Origin of the sequence: Bradyrhizobium cosmicum (assembly GCF_007290395.2) — a bacterium.
Classification (GTDB): Bacteria; Pseudomonadota; Alphaproteobacteria; order Rhizobiales; family Xanthobacteraceae; genus Bradyrhizobium; species Bradyrhizobium cosmicum.
In genome coordinates this window covers 6,051,527-6,066,100 of sequence record NZ_CP041656.2, presented here as the reverse complement: position 1 = coordinate 6,066,100, position 14,574 = coordinate 6,051,527, and the positions used below count along the sequence as shown (strand labels likewise).

At 65.8% G+C, this 14,574-nt stretch carries 14 protein-coding genes; 4 read left to right on the top strand and 10 right to left on the bottom strand.

All coding sequences use genetic code 11. The annotated features are described in order from the left end of the window. Positions 1-737 precede the first annotated feature (737 nt). The 8 genes from FNV92_RS28985 to FNV92_RS28950 form a co-directional block, all read right to left on the bottom strand. Positions 738-938 (bottom strand): hypothetical protein, encoded by a 201-nt coding sequence (locus FNV92_RS28985; protein WP_143843541.1) that lies wholly within the window; start codon positions 936-938, stop codon positions 738-740. A gap of 293 nt (positions 939-1,231) precedes the next feature. After that, complete coding sequence (gene flhA / locus FNV92_RS28980; protein WP_168213511.1) at positions 1,232-3,373, bottom strand: flagellar biosynthesis protein FlhA; 2,142 nt, start codon at positions 3,371-3,373, stop codon at positions 1,232-1,234. Between the two features lie 239 nt (positions 3,374-3,612). After that, positions 3,613-3,915 carry a copper-binding protein gene (locus FNV92_RS28975; RefSeq protein ID WP_168213512.1) on the bottom strand — a complete coding sequence of 101 codons (303 nt, stop codon included), beginning with the start codon at positions 3,913-3,915 and terminating at the stop codon, positions 3,613-3,615. A 15-nt stretch (positions 3,916-3,930) separates the two neighbouring features. Continuing rightward, entirely contained in the window at positions 3,931-4,383 is a 453-nt protein-coding gene (locus FNV92_RS28970) for a cupredoxin domain-containing protein (RefSeq protein WP_168213513.1), read from the bottom strand. Between the two features lie 32 nt (positions 4,384-4,415). Further along, positions 4,416-5,747 (bottom strand): copper oxidase, encoded by a 1,332-nt coding sequence (locus FNV92_RS28965; protein ID WP_143843545.1) that lies wholly within the window; start codon positions 5,745-5,747, stop codon positions 4,416-4,418. 13 nt (positions 5,748-5,760) lie between these two features. Continuing rightward, positions 5,761-7,185 carry a TolC family protein gene (locus FNV92_RS28960; protein WP_143843546.1) on the bottom strand — a complete coding sequence of 475 codons (1,425 nt, stop codon included), beginning with the start codon at positions 7,183-7,185 and terminating at the stop codon, positions 5,761-5,763. 9 nt (positions 7,186-7,194) lie between these two features. Continuing rightward, positions 7,195-7,476, bottom strand: coding sequence for a hypothetical protein (locus FNV92_RS28955; protein WP_143843547.1), 282 nt, complete (start codon positions 7,474-7,476; stop codon positions 7,195-7,197). 75 nt (positions 7,477-7,551) lie between these two features. Then, positions 7,552-8,196, bottom strand: a complete 645-nt coding sequence (locus FNV92_RS28950; RefSeq protein WP_244623835.1) for a hypothetical protein — start codon at positions 8,194-8,196, stop codon at positions 7,552-7,554. Here FNV92_RS28950 and FNV92_RS28945 point away from each other — a divergent pair. Next, the gene (locus tag FNV92_RS28945; protein WP_143843548.1) at positions 8,145-9,410 is read left to right on the top strand and encodes an MFS transporter; all 1,266 of its coding nucleotides are present in this window, start codon (positions 8,145-8,147) and stop codon (positions 9,408-9,410) included. The genes FNV92_RS28950 and FNV92_RS28945 overlap by 52 nt on opposite strands. Here the strand turns inward: FNV92_RS28945 and FNV92_RS28940 are convergent. Together FNV92_RS28940 and FNV92_RS28935 are read right to left on the bottom strand one after the other, a co-directional pair. Further along, entirely contained in the window at positions 9,407-9,814 is a 408-nt protein-coding gene (locus tag FNV92_RS28940; protein WP_143843549.1) for a DUF4864 domain-containing protein, read from the bottom strand. The two genes, FNV92_RS28945 and FNV92_RS28940, sit on opposite strands and share 4 nt — an antisense overlap. 66 nt (positions 9,815-9,880) lie before the next feature. Further along, on the bottom strand, positions 9,881-10,519 hold the full coding sequence (locus FNV92_RS28935; protein WP_186355525.1) for a TetR/AcrR family transcriptional regulator: 639 nt from the start codon (positions 10,517-10,519) through the stop codon (positions 9,881-9,883). Between the two features lie 239 nt (positions 10,520-10,758). Here FNV92_RS28935 and FNV92_RS28930 point away from each other — a divergent pair, with 239 nt between their 5' ends. From FNV92_RS28930 to FNV92_RS28920, 3 genes are read left to right on the top strand one after another with little or no spacing between them, the layout of a single operon-like run. After that, positions 10,759-11,256: a (2Fe-2S)-binding protein gene (locus FNV92_RS28930; protein ID WP_015688268.1), complete on the top strand. Its 498-nt coding sequence runs from the start codon at positions 10,759-10,761 to the stop codon at positions 11,254-11,256. Next, on the top strand, positions 11,253-12,308 hold the full coding sequence (locus FNV92_RS28925; RefSeq protein ID WP_143843551.1) for an FAD binding domain-containing protein: 1,056 nt from the start codon (positions 11,253-11,255) through the stop codon (positions 12,306-12,308). The genes FNV92_RS28930 and FNV92_RS28925 overlap by 4 nt, the downstream gene beginning before the upstream one ends. Continuing rightward, entirely contained in the window at positions 12,301-14,562 is a 2,262-nt protein-coding gene (locus FNV92_RS28920; protein ID WP_143843552.1) for a xanthine dehydrogenase family protein molybdopterin-binding subunit, read from the top strand. Before FNV92_RS28925 ends, FNV92_RS28920 begins: the two co-directional genes overlap by 8 nt. Positions 14,563-14,574 lie beyond the last annotated feature (12 nt).

Genomic DNA, 14,574 nt, shown 5'->3' with positions numbered 1-14,574 from the left:
TGCGACGGTGATCGCAGGGCGGGAAACCGTGAGCGAGGCGCATCGCACGCACGACCAGTGTGATCTGCGTACGGCAAAATCGTGTGGTCCTGGCGCCCGCAGGCTGGCGTCAAGCGTTGCGGTGATGTGGCGGCCCGACCGGGCGCGCGCATCGTCAGCCGCAAGGCGACGGGGGCAATAGTGCATCGCTCCCCGAGGAGAGTACGACATAAGCCGTAAGACCACTGCGCAGGGAAGGCCGGATGTTTGGCTTCACCTGTATGCCGCTGTGCAAATTCTTGTTGCCACCTTTCGCACAGTGGACCGTGGGTGCCCGGCCGGCACCCGGTCTTCCCTGCGCCCTCTTTCAATCGAGGGTGAAATGATGGGCAAAGCTCGGGCGAGATGAGCCGCGAGAGGGCGAACGTATGTCAGCGGTAAAGATGCGAACGATGAAGCGATCAGTGCTAACCCCACACTCCGTCATTGCGAGCGCAGCGAAGCAATCCAGAGTCTTCCGCGGAGGGATCTGGATTGCTTCGCTGCGCTCGCAATGACCAGGATGATGCAGTTGCGCGCTGACAGCGCGTCCGGGAAAACGAGGGGAGATTGCCGCACCATACCCCAGACATGAGAAAGCGCCCGTGGGGGGCGGGCGCTTTCTGTAGTCGACTTGGGGTTGGGGTCGTCTACATATCCACGTGGCGACTTTGGGGGGCTGGTAAAGAGCCGCGTGAATTCCTGAAACTCATGTCTCCTTAGCGAACGAGCGAAACGTTCGAGCTGGTGATGGCAACCGGCTTGCCGGCCTTCATGACGCGAGCGGTCTGGGTCAAGCCTTCGTCTGAACCCGTACGCGCGGTGATGCCGAAGCCCGCCACCGTGATGCCGGCAACGAGCGCAACTATCACGATCTTCAGGTGGGTCGAGCGATCTGCGCTGTAAATCGAGTGGTTCATGGAAGGCTCCTGCCGCCATCTACCCGAAGTAGTCGCCGCCTTGTTGAGGCAGGTTCATACTTCCGATGCCCAACAACCTAATATTGGGGGGATTCGTTCCCAAGAGGCGATCACAAGAGCGTGACGCGGCGTGAAAAGCCGCGATCAGAATCCTTCCTTAGTTGTGCAATTTCGCAATTATTTCAAAGCTGTATCTGTCTCTCACGGGCCCTGTGGGCATTTGGTCGACAGGGCGCCCGGAACTCAAAAACCATTTGCCTGTGGCCGAAAAACACACGGCTTCTTAAGGCAAATCAGATGCTTCCGACCGTTTTCAACCGCGCCCGCGGATGGATCTCGGCCTGCGACAGCACCGTGGTCTGGGCCCGGAACCGCTCGACCAGGGAGCGGACGAAGGGACGAATTGCCGCAGAGGTGACCAGCACCGGCGACTCGCCTTCGCGGGCGGCGCGCTCGAACGCCTCGCGGACGCCGGTCATGAACTCCGACAGCTTCGAGGGCTGCATCGCGAGGCTGCGCTCCTCGCCCTGGCCGATAATGGATTCGGCGAAGGCTTGTTCCCAGCGCGCCGACAGCGCGATCAGCGGCAGGTAACCGCTGTAGGAGGTGTTCTGCGCACAGATCTGGCGGGCCAGGCGGGCGCGGACGTGCTCGACCATGGTGGCGGGATTGCGCGAGAAGGCGAGCGAGTCGGCGATGCCTTCGAGGATGGTCGAGAGGTCGCGGATCGAGATGCGCTCGGCGAGCAGCAGCTGCAGCACGCGCTGGATGCCGGAGACCGTGACCTGTCCGGGCACGATGTCCTTGACCAGCTCGCCCTGCTCCTTCGGGAGCTCCTTGAGCAGCTTCTGGACCTCGCCATAGGAGAGCAGGTCCGACATGTTGGCCTTGAGCAGTTCGGTGAGATGGGTCGAGAGCACGGTCGCGGCGTCGACGACGGTGTAGCCCTTGAGCGAGGCCTCCTCCTTGAGGCTGGCGTCGACCCAGGTCGCGGGCAGGCCGAAGGTCGGCTCGGTGGTGTGGATGCCGGGCACCTGCACCTGGCTGCCGCCGGGGTCCATGACCATGAACTGGTTCGGCCAGATCTTGCCGGTGCCGGCGTCGACCTCCTTGATCTTGATGATGTAGGTGTTGGCTTCGAGCTGGACGTTGTCGAGGATGCGCACGGCGGGCATCACGAAGCCCATCTCGATCGCGAGCGAGCGCCGCAGCGCCTTGATCTGCTCGGTGAGACGATCGGTGCCGTCGGGGCCGTTGACCAGCGGCAGCAGCGCGTAGCCGAGCTCGATCTTGAGGTCGTCGATCTTAAGCGCCGCGGAGATCGGCTCCTCCGCCGCGGCGGCGCCCGGCGCGCCGGGCGTGCCGGCGGCGGGCGCGGACTTGGCGACCTGTTCGGCCCGGGCGGTCGCGCGGTTGCGGTTGCGCGCGTTCCAGGCGAGGAAGCCGGCGCCGCCGCCGAGCGCGAGGAAGGGCAGGGTCGGAATGCCGGGCAGGGCCGCCAGCACCAGCATGACCGCCGCGGACATCGCAAGCGCCTGCGGGTAGCCGGAGAACTGCTTCATCAGCGCCTTGTCGGCGGCGCCGGAGACGCCGGCCTTGGACACGAGCAGGCCGGCCGCTGTCGAGACGATCAGCGCCGGTACCTGGGTGACGAGGCCGTCACCAACCGTCAGCAGCGTGTAGCTGCGACCGGCGTCGGCGAACGACATGCCCTGCTGCGCCACGCCGATGATCATGCCGCCGACGACGTTGATGAAGACGATCAGCAGGCCGGCAATGGCGTCACCGCGGACGAACTTGGAAGCACCGTCCATGGCACCGAAGAAGCCGCTTTCGTCCTCCAGCTCCTTGCGGCGGTGCTTGGCGGTCGCCTCGTCGATCAGGCCGGCGCCGAGGTCGGCGTCGATCGCCATCTGCTTGCCCGGCATGGCGTCGAGGTGGAAGCGGGCGGCGACTTCGGCGATACGGCCCGAACCCTTGGTGATGACGATGAAATTGACGATGATCAGGATGGCAAAGACGATGATGCCGATGACGAAATTGCCGCCCATCACGAAGCTGCCGAAGGCTTCGATGACGTGACCGGCGGCCGCCGTGCCCTCGTGGCCGTGCGACAGGATCAGGCGGGTCGAGGCCATGTTCAGCGACAGGCGCAGCATGGTCGAGATCAGCAGGACGGTCGGGAAGGCGGAAAATTCCAGCGGCGCCTGGATGAACAGCGACGTCATCAGGATCAGGATCGAGAGCGTGATCGAGATCGCCAGGAACAGATCCAGCACGATCGCGGGCAGCGGCAGGATCAGCACCACCAGGATGGTGAGAACGCCCAGCGCCAGCGCGATATCGCCGCGCTTGAGGATGTTCCCGACCTCGGCAAGGGTGGGGAAGCCGGCGTTCGTGCTGCCTACGCCCTGTCCGGCGGTGACGTCGACCATGGTAGCTGCTCCCCCGCGCGAGTGCCGTCCGCGCGCCCCAATTGTCTGCGCGGCGGCCGAAGGGCCGCCGTTCCGAAAGTGAGGCACCGCACTGGCGTCCACGGGGGACCTCCCGTTCTACGCGGCTGACGACACTCGACTTCACTCGGCAATTCTTGCCGGGTGTATGGTTAGCAAAGGGTTAACGGCGGGTGCGGCAGGAGTGCGGGGAGGCGGGGAGCCCGGAAGACCGGGCGTCCCTACCTGGCCTTCTCCATTTTCGTCACCGTATATCCCGAAGCCGCCTCCTCGGCCTCGAAGGTGACCTTGTCGCCGACCTTCACCTGCTTGAGCAGAGCGGGATCCTTGACGCGGTAGACCATGGTCATGGGCTCCTCCATGCCGAGGCTCTTGGCCGGGCCATGCTTGAGCGTGATCTTGCCGGTGCCCTCGTCGATTTTCCTGACCTCGCCGCTGATCGCGGCGCCTCCCGCCGCCAGGGCTCCAGCGGTAAAGCTCAGCGTCAGCGCCAGAGCGGTTGCGAGGCGAATGATGCGGATCATGGGAAGCTCCATCGCTTACTTCACGGTGACGTGGCCGACCATGCCGTAGTCGCGATGGTCGGGGATCAGGCAGGAAAATTCGAAGGTGCCGGCCTTGGTGAATTTCCAGAGGATCTCGGCTGTCTTGCTGGGTGCGAGCCTCACTCCGTTGGGATCGTCGTGCTCCATGTGCGGATGCTTTTTCATCACCTCCGCGTGCGCCAGATTTTCCTTGGGCGTAGCGAGCAGGAATTCATGATCCTCCTTGCCGACATTGCGCAGCACGAAGCGGATCTGCTCGCCGCGTTTGACCTCGATCCGCGAGGGCGTGTAGTCCATCTCGTTCATCACGATCTCGATGGTGCGGGCGGGCCTTTTGGGATTGCCGGGCTCGCCGGCCGAAAAGGTTTCGTGCGCATGATTTTCATGGGCGAGCGCGGGCGCAAGCGGCAACGCCACCAGCGCCAAAGCGAGTTTGATCGTCTTCATCCTGGTCTCCAGTTCGTGGTTCATCAAAACCTTCACATCTTCATTTTGTGCGAGGGCCTGCCCGACTCCCGTACCGGCGCCGCATCGGGCGCCTCGACCTCGTAGGCGACGGTGCCTTGCGGAAATTGATACGGGCCGGGATCGCGATAATCGTCGCGCGCGAGGCCCTCGCGGATCTTCATCACCGTGAACATGCCGCCCATCTCGATCGGGCCGAACTGCCCGGTGCCGCTCATCATCGGCAGCGTGTTGTCGGGCGCGGGCATCTCCATGTTGCCCATCGCCATGCCTGTCGAGCCCATCGCCATGCCATCGGGGGCAAGCTTGCCGACGGCCTTGGCGAGATCCTTGCGCGACACCCCGATCAAATTGCGCATGTCGTGGCCCATCGCATTCATGGTGTGGTGCGACTTGTGGCAGTGGAACGCCCAGTCGCCGGGATTGTCGGCGAGCACGTCGAACACACGCACCGCGCCGACCGGCACGTCCGTCGTCGTCTCCGGATATTGCGCGCTCTCCGGAATCCAGCCGCCATCGGTGCAGGTCACCGCAAAGCTGTGGCCGTGCAGATGGATCGGATGGTTGGTCATGCTGAGATTGCCGATGCGCACGCGCACCTTGTCGCCGAGCCGCACAGGCAACGGATCGATGCCTGGAAACACCCGGGCATTCCAGGTCCACATGTTGAAATCGGTCATCTCGTTGACCTTCGGCAAGTATGTGCCGGGATCGACGCGATAGGTGCTCATCACGAACACGAAGTCGCGATCGACGGGCCGGAAGCTCGGGTCGCGCGGGTGCACCACGACCATGCCCATCATGCCCATCGCCATCTGAACCATCTCGTCGGAATGCGGGTGGTACATGAAGGTCCCGCTCTTCTTCATCTCGAACTCGTAGACGAAGGTCCTGCCGGGCTGGATGTGCGGCTGGGTCAGTCCGCCGACGCCGTCCATGCCGCTCGGAATGATCATGCCGTGCCAGTGCACGGTGGTGTATTCGGGCAGCTTGTTGGTGACGAAAATGCGGACCCTGTCGCCCTCTACCGCCTCGATGGTCGGGCCGGGCGACTGGCCGTTATAGCCCCACAGATTGACCTTCATGCCCTCGGCGAACTCACGCACCACCGGTTCGGCGACGAGATGGAATTCCTTCCAGTCGCCGTTCATGCGGAATGGCAGCGACCAGCCGTTCAGCGTGACGACCGGGCGATAGTCGGGCCCGCTGATCGGGTGCAGCGGCGGTTGCATCACCACCTTGTCCATGACAGGCGCTTCCGGAATCGAAGCGGCCTGCACGCGGCCGCTGACGGCGGACGCGCTGGCAAGCGCGGCGGTGCCCAAAAATCCTCGGCGGGAAAACATCGTGGCCTCCATGTCAGTGACCTCCGTCGGCAGGTGCTGCCGTGGCGATGGTGGCCGAATTGTCGCCCCCGGACGCAGGCGCGCCGCCGCCATTGACCGCGGTTTGCAGGTCGGACTGGGCGAGAAAGAATTTCTGCCTGGCGTCGATCGCGCCGCGCAGCGACGCGAGCCGCTGCCGTGCTTCGGTAAGCAGCGCGAAGATGTCGACCTGCATGCTGGAGAAGCGGAGCTGCATCTCCTCGGTGATGATCTTGCGCAGCGGCAGGATCTCGCGCTGGTAGTGTCCGGCGATGTCGTATGCGGACCGGTAGGTGCGGTAGGCATCGCGCGCCTCGGACCGCACATTGACGGCGCGCTCGGTCAGACGGTTGAAGGCGAGATTGTAGATCTCGGCCGCCTGCCGCACCCGCACCTCGCCGCCGTCGAAGATCGGAATCTGGAACTGCACGTCGAAGCCGCGCTCGCGGAACGGTGCGCCCTCCGGATCCTGGGTGCGACGGGATATTCCGGCGAGATCCAGCAGCGTCACGAAGCGCGTCGCCTCGGTGAGATTCAACGACTTCGCCAGCGCCGTCAGCTCCAGCCGCGCGATCTGCAAGTCGATGCGATGAGCAACCGCGTCGGCTTCGATCGAAGGCAATGCCTGCGGCCGGCGCGGCAATGGCGGCAACTGGTTGGGCAGACGGAAGTCCAGGCCGTCGTCCCACAGCCCCATCAGGCGCGCGAGCCTCTCGCGGGCGCTCGCCGCGGTCTGCCGTGCGGCTGCGAGGTCGGCGGTGGTCTCGGCGTAGAATACCTGCTCGCGGGCCTGGTCGAGCTTGTTGAGCGCGCCGGTCTCGCCGAGCTTGACCGCAAGCTGGGCGGTCGATTCCGCCGTCGCCTTCGCGTCCGTCAGCAGCACCACCATCTCGTTGGCGGCAACGCTGCGGACATAGGCGCGGCGCACATCGGCGGCGAGCCGCAGCGTCGCCAGCGCCGCGCGCAATTGCGCCTGGCGGAAGCGCTCGCGGGCGATGTCGGATCGGAATGGCAGGGTCGCCAGCGCCAGGATGTCGCCGACCACCTGACGCTCGATCTCGCTGGCGCCATTGCCTGAAATCCGGGAGATCGAGAAGACGGGATTGGGCGGCAGGCTCTGCTCGACGAGATCGGTCTCGGCGAGTGCGAGTTCGTTGTAGGCGGCTTGCAGCCCCTTGTTGTTGAGCAGCGCGATCTGGACGGCCGTCTCCGCGTTCAATGTCCGCGAGAGCAATTGGCGAACGCGCGCGTCGACCGCGCCGGCGCCCTCGGGCGTTCGCACGAAGGCGACGTCCTTGTTGATGGTCTGGCTCGTCAGGTCGGAGACCGCGTTCATGCCGCTATCGGGCGAGAAGGCGGCGCAGCCAGAGAGGCCGAACGTCGCAACGAGGAGCAGGTTGCGCGCAAGATGGGGTGCCATGGCGCGCGCCTACCGGTCTTGCTTCGGCTGCGGCGTAACGGCGTCGTTGCGGTCGCGCCATGGTGCCGGCGCCGCAGGCCGCAGGCCGGTGTAAGGCGCGATCGTCGACCGATAGCCGGCAGCCGCGACCTTGGCCGCGGGATCGGCAGGGTCGGCGGTGGCCACGTACGTCGTTGCCGGTATGCAGCCAGTGAGCGCCAGCGCGGCCGCGGCCAGCAGGCAACAGGATAGGAAGTGTCGTCCACGCGCTGTCGATGCAGCGGCGAACTCCGCCCCGAGAAGCGTAATCATGATTGATCCCTGATCTGTCCGAAGACCAAAGGCGCACGCGCGCGGACGCGCGGAGCCTCAATTCCTCTTGTCAGGTCAGGCGATGGGAGGGCGGTAGAGCAGGGGCGGCGCCTCGCTGTGGAGACTCACAACGATATCCGGCGCGCAGGCGGAGATGGGCAGGACCGGCTTGGCGACGGCAGGCAGATCGGCCGGCAGCGCGCTGACGCACATCATCGCGCAGCAGGGGCCCGCTTTGCCCTTGTCGTCATGATGATGCTGGACCGGTGCGTCCTGCGCGGCGATCTGGTGATGCGCGTGCGGTCCCGAATGGTCATGCGACGCGACGCCAGGCATGTGGTCGGCCTGCATCTGATGATGCGCCGGTACCAGGTCGGCGAGGATTGCGCCGTCGAGGCATGGCGCCGCACCGGCGCCCCAGGCGAGGCTTGCCGCCGGCGCGAGCACGCAGAACAGATAGGCGAGGGCGATGATCCGCCCCACCCTGATCCGCATCGATCGCGTCAATTGCAGCAACATACCGTCGATTGGCCCAATGCGCGGCAATGTTGCACACGCAGATTGCAAACTAATGGCAAAACGCCATTTCGCCAAGCTCTTCTTACCGCAGTGCACCGCGCATGCCCAATATCGCGGCACGATGCTTGACCGCAGGGCGATCAGCGAACATGGTTCGCGCCGTGCACGCACCAAATCACCCCGGACAAATACCTGAAACATTCACCCCTGATTCGCGTCAGGCCTGGGTGCGCCTTGTCATTGCGCTTCTGATCGGCTCGATCGGCGGCGTCGGCATGTGGGCGGTGGTGGTCGTGATTCCCGTGGTGCAGACCGAATTCGCCGCCACGCGCGGCGCGGTGTCGCTGGCGTTCACGCTGATGATGTTCGGCTTCGGGCTCGGCGGTGTGATCGCGGGCAAGATCACCGACAAGTTCGGTATTGTGCCGGCGATGGCGATCAGCATCGCGTTTCTGGGCGTCGCCAATGTGCTGGCAGGGCTCTCGACCCAGCTCTGGCAGTTCGTCGCGGCGTATTTCCTGATCGGGCTCGGCACGTCGGCGACCTTCGCGCCGCTGATGGCAGAGGCTTCGCACTGGTTCGAGCGCTATCGCGGGCTCGCCGTGACCATCGTCGCGAGCGGCAATTATGTCGCCGGCACGATGTGGCCGCCGCTTATCAGCACGGGGATGGCGACGATCGGCTGGCGCTACACCCATGTCGGGATCGCCCTCGTCTGCGTCAGCCTGATGACCATCCTCGTGCTGGTCCTGCGCGCGCAGATCGGCGACGACAAGGTCCACGACCACGCCAATGCGCCGCCGCCACGGGTCGATCTGAAGCTTTCGACCAACACGCTGACGGTGCTGCTCTCGATCGCCAGCATCTCCTGCTGCGTCGCGATGGCGATGCCGCAGGTGCATATCGTCGCCTATTGCGGCGACCTCGGCTATGGCGTGGCGCGCGGTGCCGAGATGCTGTCGCTGATGATGGCCTGCGGCATCGTCAGCCGGATCGGCTCGGGCTATCTCGCCGACAAGATCGGCGGCATCCGCACGCTGCTGGTCGGGGCGTTGGCGCAAGGCTTTGCGCTGGTGTTCTATCTGTTCTTCGACAGCCTCACCTCGCTCTACATCATTTCCGCGATGTTCGGCCTGTTCCAGGGCGGCATCGTGCCGAGCTACGCCATCATCGTGCGCGAGGCGATGCCGGCGAGCGAGGCTGCGACCCGCGTCGGCATCGTGATCTTTGCGTCGGTATTCGGCATGTCGTTCGGCGGCTGGGTCTCCGGCATCATCTTCGATGCCACCGGCTCGTATGCTGCAGCCTTCGCCAACGGCGTGGCATGGAACGCGCTCAACATTGGCATCGTCGTGACGCTGCTGATCCGGTCGCGGATGAACGCGGTCAAGGCCGGACCGGGTTTTGCGACCTAGACTTCCCGTCCCACCTTCAATAGCGAGCAGCCGGTGATCTTGTAGCTGCCATTCGGCTGCAACTCGAGCGTATAGAGCGCCTCCCAGGCCTCACCATTGGCATCGACGATGTGAACGTGCTGCGAGATCGAGCCGCCTTCGCTTTTGCTGTCGCCGAACTCGAAGCTCTTGTGCCGGTAGACCGGCGCGTAACCGTTCTGCACCATCGACATGAAGATGTCCGGCGCGGGGAAGATCTCCCGGATCGCCGGCGCGGCATGGGAATAGGCTCCGGCCGCATCATCGCGCGCAAAGGCCTGTTCCTGGGCGCGGATGACGCCTTGTGCCGCGGTGACGTCGTCGGCGTATGCCGCGACGGAGCTGAAGATGACGCTGATAGTGACGAGCAGGGCGGCGATGCGCATGACAGGCTCCGCGTTGAAATCCCGGCGATGCCGATCCTAGCATGGCCTTTTGGAAATACGGGCGCGCTATCGCTTGCGTTTCACCGCCGGCTTCGCGGATCTGGCTGTGCGGGGCCTGGCCCTGGCGGCGGGCTGCACCCGCAGCCCGTCCACGAACACGTCGAGCATGCGCAGCACCGACGATTGCCAGCCGGGCTGGTCGTGCATGTAGCACATGCCGACGAGAGCCCGCAGCAGGTCCTCCGGGCTGACGTCGCCACGCATCTGGCCGGCTGCAACCGCGCGGTCGAGCAGCGAACCGATCGCCTTGGTCAGCCGGTCCATCGAGAACGCCGCGAGTTCCGAGGAACTCTGGAACGTCAGCGCCAGCGCCGCCGACATGCCTTTTTTCGTGGCAACGAATTCGACGTTGGAGCGCAGCCAGCGCCGCAGTGCGTCGACCGGATCCTTGGCGTTCTTCAACTGCTCGGCGAGCTCGCTGAGCTGCTCGACCTCGCGCCGGTACACCGCCTCGAACAGATCCTCGCGCGTCGGAAAATGCCGGTAGAGCGTGCCGATGCCGACGCCGGCGCGCTTTGCCACGGCCTCCAGGCTCGCCTCGGGGCCACCGGCGTTGAACACGGCCTTGGCCGCTTCGAGCACGCGCTCGCGGTTACGCACGGCGTCGGCGCGGGGCTTCCGGGTCTGGTCGGTGTGGTCGTCCATGCCGGCAATGTAGATCACGAATTGGTTAGATTGAACCCTTGCCGGGCTCCATCGCGTTGGTGGCGCACGGGCTTTTGACGAATTCCAAATATTTAGCGGCAGCCCTTGTTAAGCGGAGGGTGCCTCCGTATCTTCGCTGGGATGTTGGCCGGGCTCTGCCTCGCCGACACATGTCGACGGCGGCCACGGAGGTGGCACGCTGGCCGACGACTCATGTCCATATCTGATCGGAGCCTTGTATGAACCACTCCATCAGCCTCACCGTGAACGGTGCGCGGCGCGACTTCGTCCTCGACGATCCGCGCGTCACGCTGCTCGATCTCCTGCGTGAGCGCCTCGATCTGACCGGAACCAAGAAGGGATGCGACCGCGGCCAGTGCGGCGCCTGCACCATTCTCGTCGACGGCAAGCGGATCAATTCCTGCCTCGCCCTCGCCGTCAGCCACGACGGCGCCGACATCCTGACCATCGAAGGTGTTGCGCGCGGCGACCAGCTTCATCCGGTGCAGGCAGCCTTCATCGCCCATGACGGATTCCAGTGCGGCTTCTGCACGCCAGGCCAGATCATGAGCGCGATCGGCATGATGCAGGAGGCCCAGGCCGGCAACGACCCCGAGCGCATCCGCGAATGCATGAGCGGCAATCTCTGCCGCTGCGGCGCCTATGCCGGCATCGTCGATGCCGTGCTCGAAGCGCAGGCCGGCGCCGATGAATCCAACCAGAGGCGCTCCGCATGAAACAGTTCGACTATGTCAGGCCCGCCACGGTTGCCGAAGCCGTCGCCGCCGCCACCCAGCCGGGCGCTGTCTATCTTGCCGCCGGCACCAATCTGCTCGATCTGATGAAGGGCGGCGTGAGCCGGCCGGATCGTCTGGTCGATGTCACACATCTCGACGGGCTCGATCAGATCGAAACGCTCTCCGACGGGTCATTGCGCATCGGCGCGCTCGTGAGCAACGCGGATCTCGCTCATGATGCTGGCTTTGCAAGGTCCTATCCGGCCGTCGCCGAAGCGCTGCTCTCTGGCGCCTCGGCGCAACTGCGCAATGCCGCCACCGTCGGCGGCAATCTCCTGCAACGGACGCGCTGCGCGTATTTCTACGACACGGCCAGCCGTTGCAACAAGCGTGAGGCCGGCTCTGGCTGCGACGCCCGCGACGGCGAGAACCGCACCCACGCCGTGCTCGGCTGGAGCGAGAGCTGCATCGCGACCAATCCGTCGGACTTCTGCGTTCCGCTGCTCGCGCTCGACGCCATCGTCGAGATCGAGGGGAGGAACGGCCGCCGCGAGATCGCCCTCGATGCGTTGCATCGCCTGCCGGGCGATACGCCCGAGCGAGACTTCGCGCTGGAGCCCGGCGATCTCATCGTCGCGGTGCGTCTGCCGCCTGCCGCGCGCGGCTTCGCGGGGCATGCGCGCTACCTCAAGGTTCGCGAGCGCACGTCTTATGCCTTCGCTGTCGTCTCGGCTGCCGCTGCGTTGCAGATCGAGAACGGCAAGATCGCCGAGGTGCGGCTTGCGCTCGGCGGTGTCGCTGCAAAGCCCTGGCGCGCACGCGCCGCGGAGGACGTGCTTAGGGGCGTCGCCCCCACAGCTGACGCTTTTCAGGAAGCCGCTTGGCGTGCGCTCACCGACGCAAAGCCGTCCGGCGACAACGCCTTCAAGATCGAGCTCGCGCGCCGCATCGTCGTGCGCGCGCTGACTCTCGCCGCCGCCGGCACGCCCGCGCGCATTCCCGCGCTGCCGGCGTCTCCCTTTGCCTCGACCTCCGGAGCCATCCATGCCTGAGCTCAATCTCACCAGCGCTCCCGCCCATCTGCGCCACGGCTCGAGCATCGGCCAGCCGCTGACCCGCCGCGACGGCGTCTTCAAGGTCAGGGGGCAGGCGACCTATGCCGCCGACAATCACCCGCCCGGGATGCTGTTCGCCGTGATCGCGGCCGCCAGCATCGCGCACGGCCGCGTGACCTCGCTCGATGTCGCCGCGGCCAAGCGCCATCCCGGCGTCGTCGACGTCATGACGCCGGACCACAAGCCACAGCTCGCCATCGATCCCGAGATCAAGACCAATCCGTTCGTGTTCCGGATGGAGGTCTTGCAGAGCAATGAGGTCCGTTACGCCAACCAGCCCATCGCCGTCGTGATCGCCGAAACGCTGGAGGCGGCGACGGAAGGCGCGGTGCTGCTGGCGCCGCGTTATGAGGTGCTGCCTGCGCTCGTCGGACTCGACGCCGGCGAAAGTTTCGTGCCGCCGGTCGTCGGTGTCGGCAATCCCACGGAGAACCACCGCGGCGATGTCGAGGCGGGCCTTGCCGCGGCCGACAAGCAGATCGACGCGGTTTACGAGACGCCGCCGCAATATCACAACGCCATGGAGCCGCATGCGATCGTGGCTGCCTGGGACGGCGACAATGTGCAAATCGACATGCCGACCCAGGGTCTCATGCTGTCGCTCGCGCGCGTTGCCGAGCTGTTCGGCATCGCGCATGACAAGATCCACATCCGCAGCCCCTTTCTCGGCGGCGGCTTCGGCTCCAAGGGATTGATGGCGGGCCCCCCGGTCCTCGGTCTCATGGCGGCAAAGCTGGTCGGCAAGCCGGTCAAGCTCGTACTGCGCCGCGAGCAGATGTATGGCCCGGTCGGCCACCGCGCGCCGACGCGTCAGCGGCTGCGCATCGGCACTGACAGCGAGGGACGCCTGACCGCGCTCGATCATCATGCGAGAACGGTGTCGAGCACGTTCGACGACTTCTACGAGCCTGCCGCCGATGCCTCGCATACGCTCTATGCGGCGCCTTCGATCCGCACCTCGCACGACGCCGTGCGCGTCAACACCGGCACGCCGCTGTTCATGCGCGCGCCGGGCGAGGCGACAGGCTCCATCGCGCTGGAGAGCGCGATCGACGAGATGGCCTGGGCGTGCGGCATCGATCCGCTTGCCTTCCGCTTAAAGAACTATGCCGAGGTCGAGCCGATCACGGGAAAACCGTTTTCGTCGAAGGCCCTGCGCGCCTGCTACGAGCAGGGTGCAGCGCGGTTCGGCTGGTCGAAGCGGTCGCTGCAGCCGCGGCAGATGCGCGACGATGCCGGCCTCCTGGTCGGCTGGGGCATGGGTACAGCGACCTTCCCGGCGTTGATGTTCCAGGCCGAGGCGCGCGCGGTGATCCGGCGCGACGGCAGCGGGGCGATGGAGATCGGGGCGCATGACATGGGGCAGGGCGCGTGGACGGCGCTCGCCCAGATCGCGGCCGATGAACTCGGTCTCGATATCGACCGCGTCGAGTTCAAGGCCGGCACGTCCGACCTGCCCGATGCCGGCATCGCCGGCGGCTCCGCACACACCGCGACCGCGGGCGCGGCGATCCATAGCGCCGGTGCGGCCGTGGTCGCAAAGCTCGCCGATCTCGCGACCGGCGACGAGCGCTCGCCGCTGTTCGGCGCGGGGAATGCCGGCGTGATCGCGCGTGACGGCAGGTTGATCCGGCGCGACGACGAGAGCCGCGGCGAAAGCTACGTCGAGATTCTCGCACGGGCCGGCTTCGCCGAGGTCGAGGCGCGCGGCACCGGCGCGCCGAACCCCGCGGCGATGGAGGAGTATGCGATGCACGCGCATGGCGCTGTGTTCGCGGAGGTGAAGGTCGATCCCGAGCTCGGCCAAATCCGCGTCAGCCGCATGGTCGGCGCCTTCGCGGCGGGACGTATCGTCAATCCGCGCATGGTGCAGAGCCAGCTGTTCGGCGGCATGATCTGGGGCATGTCCTTCGCGCTGCATGAGGAGGCCGTCACCGACCGCCGCAGCGGGCGGATCATGAACGCCAATCTCGGCGAGTACCACATCCCCGTGAATGCCGATGTGCCGCCGCTCGATGTGATCACGGTCGAGGAGCACGATCCGCATGTCAATGCGCTCGGCATCAAGGGCGTCGGGGAGATCGGGATCACCGGCAGCGCCGGCGCGGTCGCCAATGCGGTCTGGCATGCGACCGGCGTGCGGGTGCGTCGTTTCCCGATCCGGATCGAGGACTTGCTGACGCAGCTTTGAGGCAGCAGGCGG